20 protein-coding genes and 1 pseudogene are annotated in these 22,543 nt (G+C 52.8%); 10 read left to right on the forward strand and 11 right to left on the reverse strand.

Annotated features, from left to right (window positions below):
* Window positions 1-76: 76 nt before the first annotated feature.
* Both ACM615_RS18195 and yqfB read left to right on the forward strand, forming a co-directional pair.
* Window positions 77-1,180 (forward strand): annotated as a pseudogene (locus ACM615_RS18195) (Fic family protein); the annotation flags it as partial.
* 39 nt (window positions 1,181-1,219) lie between these two features.
* Entirely contained in the window at window positions 1,220-1,525 is a 306-nt protein-coding gene (gene yqfB / locus ACM615_RS18200) for a N(4)-acetylcytidine aminohydrolase (protein ID WP_165929008.1), read from the forward strand.
* A gap of 97 nt (window positions 1,526-1,622) precedes the next feature.
* Here yqfB and ACM615_RS18205 read toward each other — a convergent pair whose 3' ends face one another.
* Window positions 1,623-2,189 (reverse strand): DNA-3-methyladenine glycosylase I, encoded by a 567-nt coding sequence (locus tag ACM615_RS18205; RefSeq protein ID WP_132964050.1) that lies wholly within the window; start codon window positions 2,187-2,189, stop codon window positions 1,623-1,625.
* Window positions 2,190-2,370: 181 nt separating this feature from the next.
* Between ACM615_RS18205 and tus the strand changes: the two genes are divergently transcribed.
* Window positions 2,371-3,306, forward strand: coding sequence for a DNA replication terminus site-binding protein (gene tus, locus ACM615_RS18210; RefSeq protein ID WP_132964051.1), 936 nt, complete (start codon window positions 2,371-2,373; stop codon window positions 3,304-3,306).
* A 69-nt stretch (window positions 3,307-3,375) separates the two neighbouring features.
* Here the strand turns inward: tus and fumC are convergent, their stop codons facing one another.
* Window positions 3,376-4,773 (reverse strand): class II fumarate hydratase, encoded by a 1,398-nt coding sequence (gene fumC, locus ACM615_RS18215; protein WP_120162570.1) that lies wholly within the window; start codon window positions 4,771-4,773, stop codon window positions 3,376-3,378.
* Window positions 4,774-5,020: 247 nt separating this feature from the next.
* Between fumC and manA the strand changes: the two genes are divergently transcribed.
* From manA to fetB, 4 genes are all read left to right on the forward strand, one after another.
* Window positions 5,021-6,202 carry a mannose-6-phosphate isomerase gene (gene manA, locus ACM615_RS18220; RefSeq protein WP_431012282.1) on the forward strand — a complete coding sequence of 394 codons (1,182 nt, stop codon included), beginning with the start codon at window positions 5,021-5,023 and terminating at the stop codon, window positions 6,200-6,202.
* 134 nt (window positions 6,203-6,336) lie between these two features.
* Window positions 6,337-7,872, forward strand: a complete 1,536-nt coding sequence (locus tag ACM615_RS18225; RefSeq protein WP_129638234.1) for a YdgA family protein — start codon at window positions 6,337-6,339, stop codon at window positions 7,870-7,872.
* 153 nt (window positions 7,873-8,025) lie between these two features.
* Window positions 8,026-8,697: an iron efflux ABC transporter ATP-binding subunit FetA gene (gene fetA, locus ACM615_RS18230; RefSeq protein ID WP_431012283.1), complete on the forward strand. Its 672-nt coding sequence runs from the start codon at window positions 8,026-8,028 to the stop codon at window positions 8,695-8,697.
* Window positions 8,684-9,457, forward strand: coding sequence for an iron efflux ABC transporter permease subunit FetB (gene fetB, locus ACM615_RS18235; RefSeq protein WP_120162566.1), 774 nt, complete (start codon window positions 8,684-8,686; stop codon window positions 9,455-9,457). Before fetA ends, fetB begins: the two co-directional genes overlap by 14 nt.
* 52 nt (window positions 9,458-9,509) lie before the next feature.
* Here the strand turns inward: fetB and ACM615_RS18240 are convergent, their stop codons facing one another.
* Window positions 9,510-10,205 (reverse strand): GntR family transcriptional regulator, encoded by a 696-nt coding sequence (locus tag ACM615_RS18240; protein ID WP_129638237.1) that lies wholly within the window; start codon window positions 10,203-10,205, stop codon window positions 9,510-9,512.
* A gap of 265 nt (window positions 10,206-10,470) precedes the next feature.
* Here ACM615_RS18240 and ACM615_RS18245 point away from each other — a divergent pair, with 265 nt between their 5' ends.
* Window positions 10,471-11,079 carry a hypothetical protein gene (locus ACM615_RS18245; RefSeq protein ID WP_120162564.1) on the forward strand — a complete coding sequence of 203 codons (609 nt, stop codon included), beginning with the start codon at window positions 10,471-10,473 and terminating at the stop codon, window positions 11,077-11,079.
* Window positions 11,080-11,146: 67 nt separating this feature from the next.
* Here ACM615_RS18245 and ACM615_RS18250 read toward each other — a convergent pair whose 3' ends face one another.
* The 3 genes from ACM615_RS18250 to ACM615_RS18260 are packed head-to-tail and all read right to left on the reverse strand — an operon-like array spanning window position 11,147 to window position 14,990.
* Window positions 11,147-12,877, reverse strand: a complete 1,731-nt coding sequence (locus tag ACM615_RS18250; protein WP_431012284.1) for an ABC transporter permease — start codon at window positions 12,875-12,877, stop codon at window positions 11,147-11,149.
* Window positions 12,878-12,896: 19 nt separating this feature from the next.
* Complete coding sequence (locus ACM615_RS18255; protein WP_431012285.1) at window positions 12,897-13,892, reverse strand: ABC transporter substrate-binding protein; 996 nt, start codon at window positions 13,890-13,892, stop codon at window positions 12,897-12,899.
* A gap of 30 nt (window positions 13,893-13,922) precedes the next feature.
* The gene (locus ACM615_RS18260) at window positions 13,923-14,990 is read right to left on the reverse strand and encodes an ABC transporter ATP-binding protein (RefSeq protein ID WP_431012286.1); all 1,068 of its coding nucleotides are present in this window, start codon (window positions 14,988-14,990) and stop codon (window positions 13,923-13,925) included.
* Window positions 14,991-15,310: 320 nt separating this feature from the next.
* Here ACM615_RS18260 and ACM615_RS18265 point away from each other — a divergent pair, with 320 nt between their 5' ends.
* Together ACM615_RS18265 and ACM615_RS18270 are read left to right on the forward strand one after the other, a co-directional pair.
* Window positions 15,311-15,637, forward strand: a complete 327-nt coding sequence (locus ACM615_RS18265) for a type II toxin-antitoxin system RelE/ParE family toxin (protein WP_240783287.1) — start codon at window positions 15,311-15,313, stop codon at window positions 15,635-15,637.
* Window positions 15,637-15,936 (forward strand): helix-turn-helix transcriptional regulator, encoded by a 300-nt coding sequence (locus ACM615_RS18270; RefSeq protein WP_112288591.1) that lies wholly within the window; start codon window positions 15,637-15,639, stop codon window positions 15,934-15,936. Before ACM615_RS18265 ends, ACM615_RS18270 begins: the two co-directional genes overlap by 1 nt.
* On the opposite strand, the gene xdhC is transcribed toward ACM615_RS18270, so the two are convergent.
* Genes xdhC through guaD form a run of 5 tightly spaced genes read right to left on the reverse strand, consistent with a single transcriptional unit; the run spans window position 15,929 to window position 22,508 of the window.
* Window positions 15,929-16,717, reverse strand: a complete 789-nt coding sequence (gene xdhC, locus ACM615_RS18275) for a xanthine dehydrogenase accessory protein XdhC (protein WP_431012287.1) — start codon at window positions 16,715-16,717, stop codon at window positions 15,929-15,931. The two genes, ACM615_RS18270 and xdhC, sit on opposite strands and share 8 nt — an antisense overlap.
* 11 nt (window positions 16,718-16,728) lie before the next feature.
* Window positions 16,729-19,128 (reverse strand): xanthine dehydrogenase molybdopterin binding subunit, encoded by a 2,400-nt coding sequence (gene xdhB, locus ACM615_RS18280; protein WP_431012288.1) that lies wholly within the window; start codon window positions 19,126-19,128, stop codon window positions 16,729-16,731.
* Window positions 19,121-20,524 carry a xanthine dehydrogenase small subunit gene (gene xdhA, locus ACM615_RS18285; RefSeq protein WP_431012289.1) on the reverse strand — a complete coding sequence of 468 codons (1,404 nt, stop codon included), beginning with the start codon at window positions 20,522-20,524 and terminating at the stop codon, window positions 19,121-19,123. Before xdhA ends, xdhB begins: the two co-directional genes overlap by 8 nt.
* Window positions 20,521-21,159, reverse strand: a complete 639-nt coding sequence (locus tag ACM615_RS18290; RefSeq protein WP_431012290.1) for a TetR family transcriptional regulator C-terminal domain-containing protein — start codon at window positions 21,157-21,159, stop codon at window positions 20,521-20,523. The genes xdhA and ACM615_RS18290 overlap by 4 nt, the downstream gene beginning before the upstream one ends.
* A complete protein-coding gene (gene guaD / locus ACM615_RS18295; RefSeq protein WP_431012291.1) occupies window positions 21,156-22,508 on the reverse strand; it encodes a guanine deaminase in 1,353 nt (450 codons plus the stop codon). The genes ACM615_RS18290 and guaD overlap by 4 nt, the downstream gene beginning before the upstream one ends.
* Window positions 22,509-22,543: the final 35 nt, after the last annotated feature.

The raw sequence follows: 22,543 nt of genomic DNA on the forward strand, positions 1-22,543 counted from the left end.
TCAAGAACGTTTACAATCCCTATTCGGCTCGTATAATGAGCCGAATAAGATCGCTAATCGGCTCACAGGACTCTAAATGGATAACCGGCAATGGATTTGGCAATCACCTGAGTGGCCTCAGTTCAACTGGGATGACGATATCATTCAGCCCCAACTGCGTCAGACACGCCTGAAAATAGGTAAACTTGTCGGTAAAGCCGAATCACGGCCCGGCCATGATGCTGCCGAATATTCTCTCGATGCGATGCTAAGTAATATTCTTTCATCATTCGCTATCGAGAATGAGCGGCTTGATGCACATTCTGTCCGTTCATCGCTGGCCAAACGTCTTGGTCTAACCTGGCATCTTCCTGGAACCACCACAGAACACTCGGAAGGCTTAGCCAAAATGATGATGGATGTTTTCAATCCTCAAGCGGGCGATCTGACTGAATCCCTTATTTTTCAATGGCATTGCTGGTTATTTCCGGATCCAGCGCCGGCTTTTTTACGACGTGGAGAATGGCGCGGGGATGCAACAATGCGTGTCGTATCAGGCCGGATTGGAAAGGAAAAAGTGCATTATCAGGCACCACCACGCGAACAACTTTGTGCTGAGCTCACCGCTTTTATGCAATGGTATAATCAGTCACGCTATCGGGCGGCTTTGGATCCTCTCCTTCGTGCGGGGCTGGCACATTTCTGGTTTATCACACTTCATCCCTTTGAAGACGGGAATGGTCGGATTACCCGCGCCCTCACTGATATGGCGTTATTTCAGGCCGACGATCAAAGCGTACGTTTATACGCTGTTTCAGAAGCCATTCTCAATCACCGGAAAGATTATTATAACGTGCTGGAGGCCACACAGCGCGGAACGATGGATTTAACGGCCTGGCTCAGCTGGTTTCTTAAAATGCTCGAAACCAGCGTAGATACTGCGATCATACGTATCGATCAGACTTTGGCAAAAACGCTTTTCTGGCAAGTGCACCACAGCAGCGCACTCCCTGCTGAACAAGTTAAGATCCTGAATCGTTTGCTGGACGGAGGCAATAATGGATTTGCCGAAGGGATCAGCGCGGGACAGTATCAGAAAGTGGCGAAAGTCAGTAAGGCGACCGCTACCCGTCATCTCGCTGATCTGGTCGCTCGGGGCTGTCTTACCAAAACCGCAGCGGGTGGACGCAGCAGCCGTTATATAATCAACAACACCTTTTCCCCTTTTATTGGAAACTTTATGAAAGACATCACTTTTTACGGCAGATTTGAAGATGATATTCTTGCCGGACGCAAAACAATCACCCTGCGCGAAGCCAGTGACGCAAATTTTTCTGCCGGTGATAAGGTGCGTGTCAGCCGTTATGAGGATGACGTATTTTTCTGCAATATCGAGGTAATCTCGGTAACGCCAGTGATGTTCGATGATCTGAATGAAAAACATGCCGTGCAGGAAAACATGACGCTGGAACAGTTAAAGGATGTCATTAGCGAAATTTATCCGGGCCTGAAAGAGCTGTTTATGATTGAGTTCCGGCTTATCTGAGGTCATTTCGACACAGCTAAACAGGCGCGCTATGGATCAGTCCGCGCGCCCTTTTCTACTTATTCGTTAAGTTTTTTAAATAAAAAGTTTTTTAAAATCAGGCTTCTTTCGCCACCTGTGTTCGGCGAAAACACTCCAGATGGTGAGTGTTGATCAGGCCGGTAGCTTCCAGCCAGGCATACACAATTGTTGGTCCCACAAACTTAAAACCCCGCTTTTTGAGATCCTTTGAAATACGCTCGGAAAGCGCATCTTTCGTCGGAACCGGACCCACGTGCTGAATTGCCTTTCCGCCGATTTGTGCCCAAATCCACTCACCAAACTCCTCGCCAGCCTGCTGCATCGCAAGATACGCGCGGGCGTTATTAATGACCGCCGTAATCTTGATGCGGGAGCGGATAATATCGGCGTTATTCACCAGTCTTTCGATGTCATCTTCAGTGAATTCAGCCACTTTCTCCGGTTCGAAATGGCTAAATGCCAGCCGCAATGCATCGCGTTTTTTCAACACAATTCGCCAGGATAATCCGGCCTGAAAACCGTCGAGCATCAGTTTTTCCCAAAGTGCCCGGCTGTCACGTACAGGTTTTCCCCATTCTTTGTCGTGATACTCAAGCATCATCGGGTCAGTTGTGCCCCACGGACAACGGATAAGGTCAGTCATAGCGAACTCCTGCAACGGATACATCCTTTATTCTAACCTGACAGGTATCAGGACGTGATAAACTTTGTTCCCCGCCCTGATAAGCGACTAAAACTCCGAAACTGATGATTTCCCTGAAGTTCATGTGTGCACGTTTTATCGTTATGCCCTACACTGTATGTTGTAACTAACTGGAGGGTTTATGGCGGATTATGATTTAATTGCCCGGATGAACGGTTGTTTTAACGAACTGGAACTGGCGTTGCAGGATCTTGGGAATTTCCTGAGTCAGCTGGAACTATTGCAGGCGCGTGTCTTTGCGCTTCCTGAAGTTGTCAAAGGTGAAGAACATAACCCCGCAGACAAAATCATCGTAACACCCCATACCGGCGAAGCCGCGCAACAACTGGCGTTACAGCATTTTCAGCGCCTGTTTATCCATCATAATAATGAGAATGTCAGCAGCAAATCCGCCGTACGTTTGCCCGGTGTGCTGTGTTATGCCGTTGATCCCGCAGAACATCAGTCTGCCCTGCTCCTGATTGAAGAAGTGAACAAGCTGAAAGCCGAACTGGAACATATTGTGACGGTGGAGTCCGGCCTTGCCCGCGAACAGCGTTTCGAGTTTGTTCATACACACCTTCGCGGGCTGATTACGCTCAATGCTTACCGCTCGGTGACGTATCTGACTGACCCGGATTCGGTGCGTTTTGGCTGGGCAAATAAGCACATTATTAAGAATGTCACCCGTGATGAAGTGCTGGCACAGCTGGAAAAAAGCCTGAATGCAGGGCGTGCCGTTTCGCCTTATACGCGCGAACAATGGATGGAAAATATTAATCGTGAGATGAGCGATGTGAAACGTCTGCCGGAACATGCTGCGCTGAAATTTAAACGACCGGTGAAAGTGCAACCTATCGCCCGCGTGTGGTATCGCAACAGCCAGAAACAGATACAACATCCCTGCCCGTTGCCGCTGATTGCTTTATGCCTGCGCTCTCCGATGATGCAGGTGCCGAAGTTAGGTGAACTGCATGATTACGATGTCACAACCATTAAGCATAAATACAAGCCGCAGTCACAGCCGCTGAGTCTGCTGATTAAGCGCCTGCATTTGTACACCGACTACCCGCTATAAACCTCAAAGTACCGCCATAAAAAAGGTCCGGTTTCCCGGACCTCATTCGTTTACGTCAGAACGGAAACGTTATGCTTTCATACTGCCGACCATGGCTTCCGGACGCACCCATTCATCAAACTGTTCTTCAGTCAGATAACCGAGTTTCAGTGCAGAACCTTTGAGCGTCAGCCCTTCTTTATGGGCTTTCTTGGCAATTTCAGCGGCTTTGTCATAGCCGATATGCGTATTCAGCGCCGTCACCAGCATCAGCGATTCATTCAGCAACTGAGTGATCCGGTCGCGGTTTGGTTCGATACCCACAGCGCAATGCTCGTTAAAACCACGCATTCCGTCGGCCAGCAGACGCACCGATTGCAGGAAGTTATGGATCACCAGCGGACGGAAGACATTCAGCTCAAAGTTACCGGAAGCCCCGCCAATATTCACCGCGACATCGTTGCCCAGCACCTGCGCGCACAGCATGGTCATGGCTTCGCACTGCGTCGGGTTCACTTTACCTGGCATGATGGAACTGCCTGGCTCGTTTTCGGGGATAGAAATTTCGCCAATACCACAACGCGGGCCGGAAGATAACCAGCGTACATCGTTGGCGATTTTCATCAGTGAGGCAGCCAGACCTTTCAGCGCCCCATGTCCGTGAACCAGCGCATCGCAGGTGGCCAGCGCTTCGAATTTATTCGGCGACGTGACAAACGGTTGATTGGTCAGTTCCGCCAATGCTTTCGCCACGCGCACCGCATATTCCGGGTGCGTATTCAGGCCGGTTCCCACTGCGGTACCGCCCAGTGCCAGCTCGGCAATGTGCGGAATGCTGTTTTCAATGTGGGTTAAATTGTGCGCCAGCATCGCCACCCAACCGGAAATTTCCTGACCCAGCGTCAGCGGCGTGGCGTCCTGTAAATGGGTGCGGCCAATTTTGACGATGTCGCGATACGCATCCGCTTTTGCTGCCAGCGTTTTGTGCAGCACTTTCAGCTCCGGGATCAGCGTTTCACGCAGTTCGATCACCGCGGCGACGTGCATCGCGGTCGGAAACACATCGTTGGAACTCTGGCTTTTATTCACGTCATCGTTCGGGTGAACTTTACGCGCTTCGCCCCGCTCGCCGCCGAGAATTTCACTGGCACGGTTTGCCAGCACTTCATTCATGTTCATATTGGTCTGAGTACCGGAACCGGTCTGCCAGATAGCCAGCGGGAATTCTGCCGGATGCTGCCCGGCAAGCACTTCATCAGCGGCGGCAATAATGGCGTTTCCGCGCTCTGCCGGCAGCAACCCCAAATCCATGTTCACACTGGCGGCCGCACGTTTGGTCAGAGCCAGCGCGTGGATCAGCGCTTCAGGCATTTTTTCAGAAGAAATACGAAAATGCTCCAGGGAACGTTGCGTTTGTGCGCCCCAAAGTTTATCTGTCGGAACATCAATTGGCCCCATTGAGTCTTTTTCAATGCGTGTTGCTGCCATTACTGTCTCCTTAGATGCTTATTACGATGATAAATCAGGTTTTTTTGCAGGTTTTTGAATGCCGCTCGCGCTCCCACGCATCCGTTGGCGACGGATCAATTATAGTGACTTATAAGGCTGGCGTATAATTCGATTCGATCTCCATACCGAAATTACGCGCTCATGGCACTTTTTGGGGCTTCGCAGTTGTAATGCCTGCTTTGGCATTGTTTACTAGGCGGCAATATTTTCTATTCAGGATGAAGCAATGCAAAAGATGCATAACGGTGTACAGAATTACGCCTGGGGCAGCAAAGACGCGCTGACCAAACTCTACGGAATTACCGACCCGCAAGACCGTCCGATGGCCGAATTATGGATGGGCGCTCACCCTAAAAGCAGTTCTCAGGTTGAGAATGCCAGCGGTCAGACCGTCTCTCTGCGTGATCAAATCAGCGCTGACCTTAACGGTCAGTTAGGGACTAAAGTCGCTAAACGTTTCGGCGAATTGCCATTCCTGTTCAAAGTGCTTTGCGCCGATCAGCCACTTTCCATTCAGGTTCACCCAAGCAAAGGTGCCGCTGAAATTGGTTTTGCGAAGGAAAATGCTGCCGGGATCCCGCTGGACGCCGCCGAGCGTAATTATAAAGATCCGAATCACAAACCTGAGCTGGTTTATGCCCTGACGCCTTTCCAGGCTATGAACGGTTTTCGTGAGTTGCGCGACATTGTTTCTTTATTGCAGCCTGTCGCAGGCGCGCATCAGCTGATCGCCAGCTTCCTGAGCTTCCCGGATGTTGACCACCTGCGTACCCTGTTTGCCGGTCTGCTGAGCCTCGAAGGTGAAGAAAAATCCCGTGCGCTGGACGTTCTGAAATCCGTGCTCGATGATCAACACGGCGAGCCGTGGGACACCATCCGCAGCATTTCTGAATTTTATCCAGATGACAGCGGCCTGTTCTCTCCGCTGCTGCTGAACGTGATTACCTTGCAGCCGGGCGAAGGCATGTTCCTGTATGCTGAAACCCCACACGCTTACCTGAAAGGCGTTTCTCTGGAAGTGATGGCGAATTCCGATAACGTGCTGCGCGCCGGTCTGACGCCAAAATACATCGATATTCCTGAATTACTGGCCAACCTGAAATTCAATGCGAAACCGGCCGCTGAATTACTCACTACGCCGGTCGTAAAAGGCGCAGAACTCAACTTCCCGATCCCTGTCGAAGATTTTGCATTTTCAATTCACAGCCTTGCTGCAGAACCACAAACGCTGGAACAGGACAGCGCTGCTATTGTCTTCTGTATTGAAGGCCAGAGCGTTCTGGCAAAAAATGATGAAACGCTGGTGCTCAGCCCTGGCGAATCATGTTTCTTGTCTGCCGGTGAGTCTCCGGTCACGGTCAGCGGTAACGGTCGCATTGCACGGGTGTTCAATACGCTGGTGAAATGATCTGAAGCCTAAACAAAACGGGGCTAACTGCCCCATTTTGATGATTTTTCTGCTGATTCAGCTACACTCTGAAGACTAATAACGCCGTAAGGCGTTTTTTATTTTCGGGATATTTCATAAGGATAAACAGAGATATGAAGAAGTCACTAGTCGCTGTAAGCGTCATTGTAGTCCTTGGCGCGGCCTGGACAGGCGTCTCCTGGTACACGGGTAAACTGATTGAGCAGCATATGGATGAGCAGGTCGCCAATGCTAACAGCCAGCTGCAAAGCGCTTATCCGAAAGCCGGTCTTAAAGTCAGCTATGAAGATTACCAGCGCGGATTGTTCAGCAGCAAAATGCGCATCGTGCTGCGTCCGGATGCTGCCGCTGCCACCGCAGGCAGCAGTGTGCTGAAAACCGGTGACGAAATTGCCTTTATCGAAACCATCGACCACGGTCCGTTCCCTGCCGCTCAGTTGAAAAAATTCAACCTGATCCCAAGCATGGCCTCTGTTCATTCCGAACTGCAAAACACGCCGACCGTTAAAGGCTTGTTTGATGTGACCAAAGGGAAATCCCTGGTTACCGTCGATACCCGCGTTTCTTATAGCGGCGCGAGTGCATCGGCGATTGACATCATTCCTGTGACGTACCAGAAAGACGAAAGCCAGCTGGCCTTCTCCGGCGGTACCATCAATGTGGATGTTGATAAAGACCTGACCGCCATGAAGCTCGATGCTAATACCGACAGCATCGCGCTGACGTCTAAAAACCAGTGGGGGCAACTTGAGAAAGTGACTCTGGCCGGTTTTAGCATGGACAGCGATACCCGTCAGGGGAAATTCCAGGTGGGCGTGGGCGATCAGAACCTGACCGTGAAGCAAATCCTGGTGAACGTTGATGGCAAAGACGCCGGTTCTCTGGACAACTTCAAGCTGGTGAGTAAATTCTCTGAAAACGGCAATAACATTGGCGGTCAGCAGGATTACACCATCGATGCACTGAAAGTTCAGGGTCAGGATTTCGGTTCTGCAAAACTGACCCTGAAGCTGGATAAGCTTGATGGCGCAGCCCTGAAACAGTTTGCCGACAACTACAATCAGCAGTCACGTGAGTTGCTGATGAAGCAAGGTGAACTGGACCCTGCGGCTTATCAGCAGCAGGCTGCGGATTTACTGCTGGCAAATCTGCCGTTACTCCTCAAGGGTAATCCGACCATCAGCATTGCTCCGCTGAGCTGGAAAAACAGCAAAGGCGAAAGCAGCTTCAATCTGCTGCTGGATCTGAAAGACCCGGCTGCCACCCCGGCACAAACGCAAGATCAGATGCTGTCTCAGCTGGTGAATAAAGTGGACGCCAAACTCACGATCCCTCTGCCGATGGCGACTCAGGTGACCACACAGGTTGCGCAGATCGAAGGCTATAATGCTGACGACGCCACTAAACTGGCTCAGCAGCAGGTTCAGGGGCTGGCGGCGATGGGTCAGATGTTTAAACTGACTACAGTGAAAGACGACACCATTACCAGCAGCTTCCATTACGCTGACAATCAGGTTGACCTGAATGGCCAGAAAATGACGCTTCAGGAATTCGCCGGTCTGTTCGGTATTCTGGGTGGGCCAGCAGCGCCAGCCCCGACGCCTGAGCAGGAATCTCCGGTAGCGCCAGCGCCCGTTCCGGCTCAGTAATCTTCTTTACTCCTCCCTCTGCGAAGGGGGAGGCTGGGAGGGGGTTTATACACGACACCTTCTGGCCTGTTCTGACCTACACCCCTCCCCAGCCTTCCCCTCGTGAGAGGGGAAGGAGTAAAACATCCTCCCGTTACCAAAGGATTTTCAGGCGTGACCACTCCTACTGACCTCCTTCGTCTGCAAGACGTCTCTTTTACACTCAACAATATTCCGCTTCTTGAACCTGTTTCCCTCACCCTCAATCCGGGTGAATTCACCTTACTGACCGGCCCTTCGGGCAGCGGTAAAAGTACGTTGCTGAAGATCGTTGCTGCGTTACAAACGCCGACCGGCGGAACGCTCTGGTTTAAAGGTGAAGATATCGCGCAAATTAAGCCCGAAACCTACCGCCAGCGGGTGTCCTATTGCTTCCAGACGCCATCGCTGTTTGGCGAAACGGTGCATGACAACCTCGCCCTGCCTTATCAGATCCGCAATAAAAAGCCTGATGAAGCGCAACTTCGCGACTGGCTGAAACGGGTGAATTTATCGGAGGATATGCTGACCAAGCGCACGCAGGAGCTTTCCGGCGGAGAAAAGCAGCGTGTCGCCCTGCTGCGTAATCTGCAATTTATGCCGGACGTACTGCTGCTTGATGAGATAACCAGCGCATTGGATGAAGAAAATAAGAAGAACATCAACGAGATCATCGCGGATCTGGCTGACAAAGAGCGGATCGCCGTATTGTGGGTAAGCCACGATCAGAATGAAATCCGTCACGCGAAACATGTCGTCACTTTGACCCGTCATTCACAAGGAAGCGCGGCTCATGAATCAGCATAATATTACTAACCAGTCTCTGGCTCTCGCACTGATCCTGGTGGTCGTCGCCCTGCTGGTCAGCAAAAAAGAAAAACTCGGTCTCGAAAAAGACATTATCTGGAGCGTCGCCCGCGCCGTCGTGCAGTTAGTGATTGTCGGCTATGTGCTCAAATACATTTTCGATATCAATAACAGTTTGTTAACGGTACTGATGGTTTTGTTCATCTGCGTGAATGCCGCACTGAACGCCAAAAAACGCAGCCGCAACATTGATAACGGTTTTATTATTTCGTTTATCGCGATCACGACTGGCACCGCGCTGACCCTGTCCATTCTGATCCTGAGCGGCTCGATTGAGTTTCTGCCCATGCAGGTTATCCCGATTTCAGGAATGATTGCCGGTAACGCGATGGTGGCGGTAGGGTTGTGCTACAGCAATCTAAATCAGCGTTTTCTCGATAATCAGCAAAAAATTCTCGAGATGCTGAGTCTGGGTGCGCCGGTAAAAATGGCTTCAGGGCAGATTATTCGCGACAGTATTCGTGCGGCGATGATCCCGACGGTCGATGCCGCCAAAACGGTGGGGATTGTGAGTTTACCGGGGATGATGTCAGGGCTGATTTTTGCCGGTATCGATCCGGTGAAAGCGATCAAGTATCAGATTATGGTGACATTTATGCTGCTGGCGACCGCCAGTTTATCGACAATTATTGCCGGTTATCTGTCTTATAAACGTTTCTACAATGACCGCGCGCAGCTGCGCGATTTGCAATCATCATAATCTTTTCTTGCCCGTCAGCGATTGCACTGGCGGGCACTCTGCCTTTACGGCGTTATAAATCCGATAACGCCTGACGCAAATTCACTTCCCCGGCGGCCTCATCGTCTAGATCCAACACCCCTTCCAGATCGTCGAGATGTTCCTGCATGATTTCTGCCGCCAGGGTGTTGTCACCGGCTTCCAGCGCATCAATGATCGCCTGATGCTCATCACACTGGCATGAAGGAACTTCATTACGCTGATACAGCGCGACAATCAGGGAGCTGCGCACCATCAGATTCGACAGAATTTCACTGAGCACGTCGTTACCTGAAATTTCGCCCAGTATCAGATGGAACTCACTTAATTCACGCACGACGGCACGGCGGTCTTCAGACGATACCGCTTCTCGCTCACCGCGCAAATGGGCAGTGATCCGCTGACGATGACGACGAATAACATCTGGTCCGATGCATTCCACAATGGCGCGTTCAATAGCACGGCGGGCAATGAAGACTTCGCGCGCCTCTTTCGCTGTGGGCTGAGCCACCATCGCGCCACGGTTAGGTTCGATGGTAACAATACGCTGTAAAGCCAGACGTTGTAACGCCACCTGAACATGATTGCGGTTAGCGCTGAGTGCCTCAACGAGTTGAGATTCAACCAGACGTGTTCCGGGACGCAGGCGTTGCTGGGCAATGGCTTTTGATAAAACGTCGACAATGCGCTGAACTTCCAGCTGCTTGGCGGTTGTAGTTGGATTACTCATGGAATGCTAAATGGCCTCTTTCTGGCAGTTTCCCTGCACGCTAACATCAACCGTTTGCTTTCGTCATTAGTAAATGACGTGCAGTCCCAAATCATGCAAAAAATCCTATAAAATAGCACTTAACATTCATAGTAATTATCATTCCAGCACACATTCCCAATATCCCCGCGATGACCTTCCGTATCCTTGCTATACCTCACGCTATGCAGATAAATGTTCAGAACATGTAAAGTAAGCGCACCAACGTATTGAAAACAGGACAATAATGAAACACACACTTTTGAAACATTTACTCAATTTTATCGTATTAGCACTGGGAGCCGTCTTCACTGCATTGGTCATCTGGCTGGATGTGGCTGTATTCAAAGACGGTGTGCAGGAAATTTCCGCCACTGAAATCCTGCAGGAACTGACACTGCTGGCCATCAGCGCACTGTTTTTCCTGCAGGCCAAAAAACATCCGGCATTACGCGGCGGCATGATCCTGATTGGCGGGTTCTTCTTCTGTATGCTTATCCGCGAACTCGACGCCTTGTTTGATCAGATCCACTATGGCTCATGGGTCTATTTTGCCAGCCTGATCGCGGTCTATTGTATTGTCTGGGCATGTATCACCCCGAAAACCAGCCTGCGCGGATTGTCTGCTTTTCTGGCCCATCCGGCCTGCCATTATATGGTTTGCGGTCTGGTGCTGATCCTGGTCTTTTCCCGTGTCTTCGGAATGAACCTTATCTGGAAAGCCGTGATGCAGGGCGACTATGTCCGTGAAGTGAAAAATATTGTCGAAGAAGGCACCGAAATGATGGGTTACCTGTTGTGCCTGGGTTCTGCCATTGCTTTCTGGAAACGTAGCGAGCCGCTTAAAACGCTGTAAACCGCTATCTAAAACGATAACTGTTAAAAAAAAGCCTGATGCGAGTTTATGCAGCAGGCTTTTTCATTCATATCCGCCAAGGCAAGACGCCTTCAGGAAGACGACGCGCGAACAGCGAGGCCAGCAGCATAAACCCTAGCACGACGACAATCATCAGACATCCCACCGCAGCGGCCAGGGTTGATGAACCGCCTTCATCCAGAAAGACAATCATCGGCCCGAGGGTTTGAGTGCCGGACGTCACCAGCAAAATCGACACCTGAATTTCATTGAGTGCGGTCAGGAAGACCAGAATAGTTCCGGCCATCGCCGAAGGCGCGGCCAGCGGCATCAGAATATCGCGCATTCTTCGCAGGAATCCCGCACCAAAGATTTGCGCGGCTTCATCCAGCGAGCGTTCGATCTGGGCGAATCCGGCCAGTGTCGGGCGCAGCACCAGCGCCATGAAATTCGAAAGATATGCCGCCAGAATGATCCAGACGGTGCCGTAAAGGCTGATGTGCAGCAGCGGCAATGGCCTGAGGAAAAACAGGATCGCCGCAATGCCCGTGACAATCCCCGGCAATGCGTACGCCAGTTCCGTGGACAGCTGCAAAATCCGCACCAGACGCGTACGTTGCCAGCTGAGAAAATAGGCCAGAAACAGCGAAACTAGGGTCAGTATCAGCGCGGTCATCACGGTCAGCCCCAGACTGGTGATAAATGCGTGTCGTATAGCCGGATAGCCAAACAACGCATTAGCATAATTGCTCAGCGTCAGGCTTTGTATCGTCAGCGCCTGACCAAAGCCTGTTGTCAGCGAGGTGGTCAGCAACGCGGACATTGGCAGTATGAGCGTCAGCACCATCCAACCCCACACGGCAACCTCAACCGGCAAACGCCAGCGACCGAGTGTCTGATGCAACGCCCGCGGCGTACCGGTGACCCTCACATCCTGCCGGCCGCCCAGCCAGCGGCTGAACATCAGTCCGGCCAGCGTAATCGCGGCAATCAGCAATGAAAGCACGGCCATATCCGCCAGAGCCGATGCGCCCACGCTGTTGAGCTGCTGATAAACCAGCGTGATAAGCGTCGGGATCCGCCCCGGAATACCGAGCATCGCCTGAATACCAAAATTGCCCGCGGAGGTGACAAAAGAGAGTGCCGCACCCGCAAAAATGGCCGGACGTACCAGCGGTAAAATCACTGTAAACAGCACCCGCCAGGGTTTAGCTCCGCCGCTGCGTGCCGCTTCCACCAGTTCAGCCGGAAGCCTGCGTAATCCTGCACGCACCATAAGAAACACCAGCGGCGCGTTATGCAGCCCCAGCAAAACAATAATGCCGGTCAGCGAATACAACGGTGAAGGTGAACCGGCGGGTAAACTGAGCCCCAGGAATTGCAAAACCGGGCTCGACGGTGAAAGCGCCTGCACCCACGCCAGTGCCGTAACCTGCGGCGGGATCATCAGTGGCAGAATAAAGGTAAATACCCATGCCTGCTTACCGCGCAGATTGGTCAGCGCAATCAGCAGCGCCGCCACCGTACCCAGCAACATCGCCAGAAGTGTTGAGATAATGGCAATCGTCAGCGTATTCACCGTGGCGGACACCACTTTGCGGGTACCCAGCAGATGCATAAATCGTGTGATGTCCGGCACGCCATCGGGGGCAATTGCCGCCCAGACCAGCCGTGTGAGAGGCGCTATCGATAATATGCCTATCAACAGCGTTAGTCCCCAGAGCACCACTTTCTCACTGCCCGGCCACCCACGACGCGAAGGGGTTACCCGGCGCTGGATTTCACTCATCACGCTCATTTATCTGCCCTTTGTGCTGTCAGCCACCAAAGATTTCAGTGAATTTTGCGCGGACTTCTTTGTCGTCTGCGACGGCTTTATCTGAATCGAGGGTCAGCAGTTTGATTGAATCCATCGGAGCAAATCCTTCGGGCGCCGCAACGCCGGCATCAATCGGACGGTTGCCCTGCTTCGCCACGAGTTGCTGACCCTGTGGCGACAGCATGAAATCGACAAACGCTTTTGCTGCCGGTACGTTATGCGCTCCGGACAGTATCGCGACCGGTTCCGTCACGAAAGAAGCCCCTTCTTTCGGATAAACCAGATCTATCGGTGAGCCCTGTTTTTTGGCACGGATAATATCGGCGTCCGTGATCACACCGTATTTCGCCATTCCGCTGGCGACCGCCTTCAGCGCTGGGCCATTACCCCCTTCCGGTGTAATACCGTTTGCCGCCAGTTTCTGATAGAACGCCCAGCCAATGTCAGGCGTATTAATCGCCGTATGCAGATGATATAACGCCGCACCGGAATACAGAGGACTTGGCACTGCCACCTGACCTTTGTTTTGTGGATCGGTCAGCGCCATCCAGCTGTCTACGGGTTTGGCATTTTTAGTGTTATAGGCAATCACCGTGGCAATGATTTTGGTGCCAAACCATGTTTTATCTTTGTCATAGAAATTCGGGCTGATATTCCCCACCGGTGCATCGGCATAAGCCATCAGCTTGCCGTCTTTTTTCAGCGCACCCAGATTGATGGAATCCGCGACCAGCAGCATATCAGCTTTCACATCACCGGCCATCATTTCCGTCTGCAACACATTCATTAACTGCGTGGTGCCATTTCGCGTCCATTCCACCTGTACATTTGGATATGCCGCCTTAAAGGCATCGATGGTCTGTTGCGCGATTTCAGGAGCCTGCGAGGTATAAACCACCAGTTTGCCTGAAGCAGCATCTGCGGCGTATGCCGGAGCTGACAGCGCCACTGCCAAAGTCCAAGCGGAAGACGTAAGTTTTATTTTATTAAACATGTTCGTAGCCCTGTCCTTAAGAAATGAAAATTACTGAGGAATGATCCAGCCGTCAGTGATGACAAAAGTGACATTGTCACCAATACACCAACGTCTGCCGGCAGATGAATGCAGTGAAAGCCGAAGTTCGGGGGTGCTTAAGGGTTCAACGTCATACTGATGATATCCCCCGCGATAAATCACCCGGGTGATACGGGCAGCGATACCCTGTTCACCGGCCTGAGCAAAGCGTAAATCATCGGCGTGAACACAAACTTGTGCGCTGACAACCGGAGTCTGGTCAGGTGATGCCCGCAAGCGGACTTGCCTCCCCAGAATCTCAGCCAGAGCACTGCCGCTTTCTGCTGGCAGGATGTTTTGTGCCGGAATAACGCGACCATCGTCGATAAAGGACGCAACCATGGCGTTAGCCGGTTCCCGGTATAACGTTTGCGGTGTCGCGAACTGCATGACCTTACCTTCATTCATCACCACAACGCGGTCAGCAATCGCCATCGCTTCCTGCTGATCGTGCGTGATATACAGCAACGTCGCGCCGGTATGCTGATGAAAACGGCTGAACTCCTCCTCCATCGCTGCACGCAAATGCACATCGAGATTCGCCAGCGGCTCATCCAGCAGCACCACACCGGGGCGTGTCACCAGGCAACGCGCGAGTGCCACACGCTGCCGCTGACCACCGGACAGATCCGCAGGACGACGCGTCGCATAATCACCTAAACCGACCAGCGCCAGCGCATCCTGCGTTCTGGTGCGGCGTTCATTACGATCCATTCCCGCCACTTTCAGGCTGTACGCCACGTTCTCCTCAACAGACATGTGCGGCCATAACGCGTAATTCTGAAACACGATGCCCAGGTCACGTTTCTCCGGCGCCACATGAAAGTCAGATGATGAAAACAGACGATCTCCCACGGTGATCGTACCGCTGTTGACCGGCTCAAAACCGGCAATAGTGCGCAGTAAAGTCGTTTTTCCGCAGCCGGAAGGCCCGAGCACGGCCACGAACTCGCCGTGCCGGATATTCAACGAAACATCATTTAACACCGGCTGGATGGTGAAGGATTTGCTCAGGTGGGAGATCTGGATAGCAGACATGCGTCGGAGGTTTCCTCAGTGCGGCAATGGCCTGTTCGATGAGGAAACAAATTACTGCGGTTTTGTGACTGTTTTATGAACCGGTGGCGAAGGTTTGGTTTGACTGATGTTTCAGTGAGTTATTTTTTGCGAGACATCGCGGAGGAAAACACCGTCCATCTGATCACGGTGAAAAAGAGGGACAGAATGCTTGTTCGTGATCACACGAAACGGCGGAAGCAGGCAGAAATACGAGACAGCTTCCGGTTTGAAAAGAATCATAAATGATTACTTCCTATTTGAACAAAGAGTAATCATACTCCACCGCAAGGAAAGCGATTGTGTACGACGTAACCCTGTTGCCCAGTGCTCAGAAAACACTTCTGAAATTGCCTATGACACTTTATGCCGCTGTCGTTGATGCACTGGAAGATCTTGAGAACTACGGAGCTGATCTGCAAGAACCCTTAGTAAGATATGTTGGAAAAGGATTACGAGAGATTCGGGTTACCAGCCGGGATGGTCTGGGCAGAGCGTTTTACTTTTTTATGAAGGGTCGCCGTATTTATGTCGTCCATATACTTCATAAAAAGACGGATAAGACGCCTCCCCATGATTTAGAGCTGGCTATAAAACGTATGAAAACGGTCAAAAGGAATGAAGCATGATTGACGATGATGATGACTATGAACTGATCCCCTTTAGCGTGGTGAAAGCGGAAGCGATGAAGAATCCCGAGTTTGTCGCCGCTTACGCCGCACACAAAATGCATAAAAAAATGGTCGCAGATCTCAAAGCCATGCGAATTGCAGAGTCCCTGACACAGCAAGACATTGCACGCCGCACCGGGCTTAAAAAGCAAAATATTAGTCGCCTGGAAAACGGTGTCGCGTCCCCAACTCTGACCACCATCAGCCGTTACGCCGTCGCACTCGGCGGCACCTTCGAGTTCAAAAAACTCAGCTGACCACCTGACTGTGCGCGCCATACGCGGCAATAAACTCTCCGGCAATGGCTACGGCGATTTCTGCGGGGAGTTTGCCGCGTACATCAGGCAGCCCGACCGGGCAGCGCATTCTTGCCAGCTGCTCCTCCGGAATCCCTTTCCCCGATAACCGGTAGTCAAAGCGTTTACGCTTAGTCTCCGAGCCAATCAGTCCGAAATAGCGGAAATCTCCACGTTTGAGGATCCCCTCGCTCAGGGCGAAATCCAGCTGATGATCATGCGTCAGCACTATGAAATAACTGCCGGCGGGCATCTGCGCCACGGTACCTTCAGGTTCTTCATCGACGATGCAGGTAATTTGTGGATCCACTACCACGGGAAATTCACTGGCACGGGCATCTACCCAGGTAATACGGCACGGCAACGTGCTGAGAATATTCACCAGCGCCCGTCCGACATGCCCCGCGCCATAGACCACCACATGCGGCTGCGGTTGGCCGAGCGGTTCGAGCAACACCGACGCCATGCCGCCGCAACATTGCCCGAGCCGGGCTCCTAAGGAAAAGTGTTCGAAACGGGAGGTTTTCGCTCCAGATGCAAGCATTTCACGGGCAATGCTGGTCACCTGAAATTCCAGATTACCGCCGCCAAGCGTATAAAATATCTGGTCAGCGGTGATCAACATTTTACTGCCCGCGTCACGTGGCGTGGAGCCCTGATTCTCGACCAGCGTCGCTACCACACACGGCTCGCCGCGCCGTTGCAGATCGTGCAGACGGGTTATCCAGTCATCAGTACGCATGAGAACCTCCGTTAGCCGGTAACGTTGACGCGTTCGGCAGAATCACAAGTGACAACGTCACCTGAAAAATGTAACTGATTCACACCGTTAAGCACTCTTTCTGGCGTGGCGGGCGCATCGATATGCGGATGCACGCGGTAATCAGCAAGACTGGCAACGGCGTCTTTAATTGCACACCAGACCGAAATCCCGAGCATAAACGGCGGCTCACCGACGGCTTTGGAATGGAAAACCGTGTCCTCCGGGTTCTTGCGGTTCTCCACCAGTTTCACGCGCAGGTCTTGCGGGATATCGCCGATAGCCGGAATTTTGTAGGCTGCCGGACCACTGGTCATTAACCGCCCTTTGTCGTTCCACACCAGTTCTTCCGTCGTCAGCCAGCCCATGCCCTGCACAAACCCGCCTTCCACCTGACCGATATCAATCGCCGGATTGAGCGAATCGCCGACGTCATGCAGGATATCCGCCCTGAGCAGTTTGTATTCTCCGGTCAGCGTATCGACCAGCACTTCCGCGCAGGCTGCGCCGTAGGAGAAGTAATAGAAAGGATGTCCGGCGGCTTTGCTGCGGTCGTAGAAAATCTTCGGCGTTTTGTAATAGCCGGTACTGGACAGCGGCACCTGATTCAGCCAGCACTGGGTGGCCACCTGTTCAAAACTGAAATACTGATCGTTAACCCGCACCTGACCGTTACTGAAAGTGATGTCCGTTTCCTGCGCATCATGAACACGCATCAGCATCTCAACCATGCGCCCTTTGATAATTTCCGCCGCATTTTGCGCGGCCTTACCATTCAGGTCAGCGCCGGATGACGCGGCGGTTGGCGACGTATTCGGCACTTTGCCGGTATCAGTGGCGGTGACCTGAATGCGGCTGATATCGACCTGAAATACTTCGGCTACCACCTGCGCAACTTTGGTGTTCAGCCCCTGTCCCATTTCGGTGCCGCCGTGGTTGAGCTGAATACTGCCGTCGGTATACACCAGTACCAGCGCGCCAGCCTGATTGAGGAAACTGGCGGTAAATGAAATGCCGAATTTTACCGGCGTCAGCGCCAGACCTTTTTTCAGATAACGGTTGTGACGGTTAAATTTTGTGACAGCGTCACGTCTCGCCGTATAGTCTGCACTCTCTTCCAGTTGCGCCGTCATCTCCTGCAACAAGTTTTGCCCGACCGGCTGGTGATAATGGGTAACGTTACGGCTTTCCTGACCATAGTAATTATTTTTACGCACGGTCAGCGGATCCAGCCCCAGTTCACGGGCGATGTGATCGACAATGTGCTCAATCGCCACAATACCCTGCGGCCCGCCAAATCCGCGATAAGCGGTATTCGACGCCATATTAGTTTTGCAGCGATAACCGGTGATCAGCGCATCGCCGAGGTAATAGGCGTTATCAGAATGAAACATCGCGCGATCGACAATTGAACCAGAGAGATCCAGCGAATAACCGCAGTTAGCCGCCAGTTTAATGTCGATGCCGTGAATGACGCCCTCATCAGTAAACCCGACGTCATAACTGACGTGGAACGGATGACGTTTACCGGTGATCAGCATGTCATCCTGACGCGCCAGACGCATTTTCGCCGGACGTCCGGTCAGATGCGCCGCCAGCGCCGCAAGGCACGCCGTCCCCGCCGCCTGCGTCTCTTTGCCACCAAAACCGCCGCCCATGCGACGCATATCAACCACCACTTTGTGCATCGGCAAATCCAGCACCGAGGCCACCAGCTTTTGCACTTCGGTCGGATGTTGTGTCGAGCTGTACACCAGCATCGCACCGTCTTCACCGGGCATCACCGAAGCAATCTGCGTTTCGAGATAAAAATGTTCCTGGCCGCCTATTTCCAGTTCACCCTGCAAACGGTGCGGCGCACAGGCCAGCGCCATTTCAGCGTCCCCGCGTTTATGCTGATGCGGCTCTTCCACGTAATGTTCCAGCGCCAGCGCCTGTTTCACGGTCAGTATGGCCTCACGCGGCTGATATTCCACTTTCGCCTGCGCGACTGCGGCACGGGCGGCCTCCATTGAGGTTGCCGCCACCACCAGCACAATCTGGCCGACATAGTGCACGATGCCCTGCGCCATCAGCGGATCACCAAAAGTGAGCGGCGCAATGTCCGGATTGCCCGGCACATCTTCGGCGGTCATCACCCGCACCACACCGGGCACGGCGTAACAAGGTTCGGTATCGATATGCAAAATGTCGGCGTGCGCATGCGGGCTGAGCAGCGGCACCAGATGCAGCTGATTGGGGAATTCCAGCCGGTCGTCGACATACACTGCTTCGCCGCTGACGTGTTTATCCGCGCTTTCATGCTTCTGGCTTTTGCCGACGCCGCTCTGCAATCCTGCCCGGAACAGCGTCTCCATTTCCTGTTGCGAAAGAGCCGGTTTAGATTCAGACATAGTGAGTTACCCGCATCAGGGTTTCAGGAGAAGTCATTTCGATATGACAGCGGCGCAGCAGGTTTTTCGCCACCTGCATACGGTATTCGCGACTGGCACGGAAATCGCTGACAGGCGTGAAATCCAGTTCCAGCGCCTGACAGGCACGCTCGATAGTCATCGTCTGCCAGGGTTGACCGAGCAGTTGTGCCTCGCAGGAAATAGCGCGCTTCGCCACTTCCGCCATGCCGCCGAACGCCACGCGGGCATGTATCACCACGCCGTTTTGCACTTCGATGTGCAGAGCCGCGCAGACGGCGGAAATATCATCCTCCAGCCGTTTCGACACTTTATAAATCCGCAACTGGCGCGCCGCCGAAGTGCTGCGCGGGATGCGTATTTGTTCGATAAATTCGCCGGGCTGTAACGCCGTTTTGCGATAACCGAGGAAGAACTTATCGAGCGGCAATTCGCGTTGTTCCGCGCCCCGCCGCAGTAACAACGAAGCACCCAGCGCCAGCAGTACCGGTCCGCCGTCTCCAATGGGCGAACCGTTGGCAATATTGCCGCCAAAGGTGCCCTGATTACGGATTTGCTGTGAGGCAAAGCGTTCCAGCAACTCGCCGAATTCAGGGAATTCATCGTGTAAGACCGGCATACAGTCGCTCAACGGTGCCGCCGCACCAATGTGAATAGCCTGACCGGTCAGCGTAATAACTTTAAGTCTGGGAATATGGCTCAGCGAAATCAGTTCAGGCAGATGCTGATAGCGTTGAGTGACCTCCAGCGCCAGATCCGTCCCCCCGGCAACCAGTCGGGCATCAGGTTGAGCAAGATAACGGTCGGCCAGTTCATCAATACTGACCGGTTCTCCGGTGGCTGAAATCGCACGGAGTTTGTCCAACGTCAGCCCGGCATCGGCATCAAACTGATCCGGTTGCGGCGCGTCGCAAATGGCTTTAGCCGCATCCATGATCGGCCGGTAACCGGTACAGCGACAAAGGTTGCCGGAAAGCGCGTGCTGAGTCTGTGCGACGCTGAAAGTTTGCTGCTGTTTTTCCAGCGCAAACAGGGACATCACAAACCCCGGTGTGCAGAAACCGCACTGTGAGGCATGGTTATCCACCATCGCCTGCTGCACGTGATGCAGTTCGCCACGGTGTTTAAGATCTTCCACGGTGATCAGTTGTTTACCATGCACCGCGGGCATAAATGTCAGACAGGCATTGACGGTCCGGTAGGACAACGCATCACCTTGCGGTTCAGCCAGCACCACCGTACAGGCGCCGCAATCACCGGAAGCACACCCTTCTTTGGTACCGCAACGCCCTGCATTGCGGCGCAGATATTGTAATACCGTCGTGTCAGCGGGCAGATTTTCCGTGTGGATCCTGCCGTTCATCAGAAATTGGATCATGCGCAGTCTCCTGTCTTACAGCCGTTCAGAATCAGTGTCGTCACTTCATCGATAATGTGCTCACGCGCCTGTTCATCGCCTTCAAAATTGCCGTACATATGCTTCACCTGAACCGCAAAATCGGCGTAATACTGCGTCACCGCCCAGATATGCATGATGAAAAGACGGGCATCCAGCACGCGGATTTTGCCCTGTTCAATCCATTGATGGATCAGGTTCTCTTTGCCGGTGATATTCTGCGTGGCCTGCGGCCAGTATTTGTGAAGGTAATGACCGCCTCCGAGCACTTCGCTGGTGAAAATGCGCGACAGTTCGGGCTGGTCAAAACTGAAATTGAGTTTGTTACGGATATAGCGACTCAGCACCGCTTCCGGTTCGCTGAGCGACGGGTCAAACTGGATGATGTTGCCCCAGACTTTCAGTACTTTCTGCAAGAGTTCTTCGTACAACTCTTCTTTCCCGGCGATGTAATAGTGCAGCTGGGCTTTTTTGATCCCCGCACGCCGGGCAATGGCCTGAGTCGTCGCGCCCTGAAAGCCCTTTTCACTGAATTCTGCAATCGCGGCAGCGTGGATATTTTCCAGCGTGCGCTCGCGTGCAACGCGAACTTTGCCACCAGTTTCATTGTTCATCATGCGCAACATTCCCCCTGCCCAGCATCCCGCGCATAGACCTGTTCGCCATCGACATACGTGCAGTAAACATTGCGGTCGTCACCCAGCGTCATCAGCACAAACAGCTTTTCGGCCAGCGTTTTGCTGTTGGAGGCGCGCAATTTTTGTAATGCACTGACACCCGGTTCGAGCACCACGAAATCGGCCTCTTTACCAGCGTTGAAATTGCCAATCTTGTCGTCAAGATGCAGCGCCCGTGCGCCGCCGAGTGTGGCGTGATAGAACGCTTCAAAGGCGGATAAACGATAGCGCTGAAGTTGTCCGACTTTATAAGCTTCCGACAGTGTTTCCAGCATATTGAAAGTGGTACCCGCACCGACGTCCGTGCCCATCCCGACGCGCACCTGCTTCTGCCAGGATTTCTGCAAATTAAACAGGCCGCTGCCCAGAAACAGGTTGGACGTTGGACAAAAAGCAATGGTCGAATCGGTGTCGTGCAGGCAATCCCATTCGCTGTCATCCAGATGCAGGCAGTGTGCAAACACACAGCGTTCGCCGGTCAGACCGTACTGATGATAAACGTCGAGATAATGCTGATGTTCCGGGTGCATCTCTTTAACCCACGACAGCTCGGCAACGTTTTCGCTCAGATGGGTATGCATGTAGACATCGGGGAATTCTTGTTTCAGCAGTCGAACTTTTTGCAACAGCTCCGGCGAAGATGTCGGCGCAAAACGCGGCGTCAGCGCGTAGCTCAGGCGCTGACGGTTGTGCCAGCGCGCAATCAATTCGCGCGTATCACGCTCGCTTTCTTCAGGGGTTTCCAGCAAGGCATCGGGGGCGTTTTTGTCCATCATCACCTTGCCCGCCACCAGGCGCATATTGATGTCGGATGCCTCTTTAAACAGTGCGTCGACCGACTGCGGATGCACGGTGCCAAACACCAGCGCCGTGGTGGTGCCGTTGAGTAACAGCTGATCGAGGAAGAATTTCGACATGCGCTTTGAATAATCCGCGCAGTGATATTGCTGTTCGGTCGGGAAGGTATATCGGGTCAGCCACTCGAGCAGTTGCTCGCCGTAAGCGCCGATCATTTCAGTTTGCGGATAGTGGATATGCGTATCGACAAAACCGGGCACGATCAGTTTGTCGCGATAATCATCGATTTCCAGGCCTGCGGTTTTTTGTGCCAGCGCCAGCCTGCCTTCACCCTCCTGCCAGTTGCCCAGCCAGACGATGTGACCGCCGCTGAGCAACATCAGGCCGTCTTCGATATAGCGCACCTGCGCTTCAAAATCTTCCGGCCGCAACACCGGCTCGCGGATATCGAAGAAATTGCCGCGTACAGCGCGGGTGATGATCTGACTCATGGCATTTACCTTCTCTGCAACATTCACATTCATGA

It is taken from the genome of Rahnella sp. PAMC25617 (assembly GCF_050606005.1).
GTDB classification, from domain to species: Bacteria; Pseudomonadota; Gammaproteobacteria; order Enterobacterales; family Enterobacteriaceae; genus Rahnella; species Rahnella variigena.